The organism is Microcoleus sp. LEGE 07076 (assembly GCF_015207455.1).
Lineage (GTDB): Bacteria > Cyanobacteriota > Cyanobacteriia > Cyanobacteriales > Microcoleaceae > Microcoleus.
Window position 1 is genome coordinate 1 of the sequence record NZ_JADEWV010000449.1, and the last position, 1,590, is coordinate 1,590.

At 43.0% G+C, this 1,590-nt stretch carries 1 protein-coding gene; it reads right to left on the reverse strand.

The annotated features are described in order from the left end of the window. Positions 1-295: 295 nt before the first annotated feature. Positions 296-1,417, reverse strand: coding sequence for a class I SAM-dependent DNA methyltransferase (locus IQ270_RS30125; protein ID WP_193976761.1), 1,122 nt, complete (start codon positions 1,415-1,417; stop codon positions 296-298). Between the last annotated feature and the right edge of the window lie 173 nt (positions 1,418-1,590).

Here is a 1,590-nt window from a genome sequence, read left to right on the forward strand (position 1 = left end):
ATCTTCCAATCCCTTGATGATGGTATTTCGACTGCATCCCAAAAGTTGCATTACATAACTAATTCCACCCCATCCTAATTTTTGAGATTCTATAGCTGCATACCTTCTTTTATCCTTTTCTGATAAGGATTTATAAAATTTTTTCATTTCTGACTCAATTGAATGAGAATAAAACATGGATTTCAAAGTAAATTAGAATAGTTAAGTAGAAAAATCTGTTGTGAGTTGATCTCTGTAGGAGTGAAAATTGTAATCTCACACTTTTTTCATTATAACTGATAAGTAATCAACTTATTTATTTTTCATTCCTAACTTTGGCGCAAAGACCATCACCGAACAATGTGCCATTTGGTACGACAATTCCCGCCCGCCCAGGTTTAGGCTGGCGTTTGAGCAAGCGCATAATTAGCTGGATGAAAAGCAGAGTCGTTTCCGATGTTTGCATTTCTGGGGGAAAATTATCCTTGATTTTTGCTTCTTCCTCACCTCCAAACGGCGGGTTAGTCAGAATAATATCAACTTGGTCTTTTACCCCAATCTGGTTAATCGCTCTAGCTAAACTGTTTCTCCGCTCAACATCTGGGTATTCAACGCCGTGCAGTAACAAATTCATTTGAGCCAGCATAAACGGCAAAGGCTTGGCTTCAATTCCAGATAAACTTGATTGCAAAATCTCCCAGTCTTTCGGCTGGCATTGTGTTTTGAGATGTTCGTAAGTTTCCACCAAAAACCCAGCCGTGCCGCAAGCGGGGTCATGGATAGTTTCACCTAATTTCGGGTCAAGCACCTTCACCATGAATCGCACCACCGGCCGTGGCGTGTAGAACTCCCCAGAATCCCCCGCAGCGTCCCGCATCTCCTTGAGCATCGACTCGTAGAGGTTGCTGAGGATGTTCACTTCCTCTGAGTTATCGAAGTGAATGTCATTAACCTTGTTCACCACATCTCGCAGCAGTGCACCGCTAATCATGCGGTTGGTGACATCGTTGAACACTTGGCGGATGACATCTTTGCGATCGCGCCCCGTCGCACTTTGAAGACTCCGCAAATAAGCAAACAAACCGGGGCTTTTTATGCCGTCCCGCAGCGTCACCTCATCATTGTTAATGAATTTCAGCAAGTCATCGCCGCTCATTCCTTCATCATCAGCAGCCCAATCGCGCCAGCGGTAGGGCGATTCAATCAGCGGCTTGTACTTGTCAAGCGTTCCCTCTAAAAGAGCTTCTTCTTCTCTGACTTTCTCCACATCATCTAAAAGCTTGAGGAAAAGAATCCAAGTGAATTGGGGCAAACGGTCTAATTCCCCATTCATCCCCTTATCTTTTCGCATGATGTCACGCGCAGACTTGATCGCGCTACCGAGACGTTGAGCGGTGGCAATGGGTTTATCAGTTTTGGAAGTGGTGCGTTTTGGCATTTCAATAAAAAGTCAACTAATGTTAGTTATATAAGGAGTTCTTGCGTTTCAGCTTACACTGAGTACAACAACTTTTGAAGCTGCCTAACTATATTTGTTAAATTTCGCTCATCTCCAAATAGTTCCAAAATTTTAAATATATCACCATACTGCTCAAATTCACTGTACTTCAT

Bases quoted from the DNA above. Each gene is read 5' to 3' on its own strand.
- IQ270_RS30125 (WP_193976761.1), bottom strand. From the start codon at position 1,417: ATGCCAAAACGCACCACTTCCAAAACTGATAAACCCATTGCCACCGCT.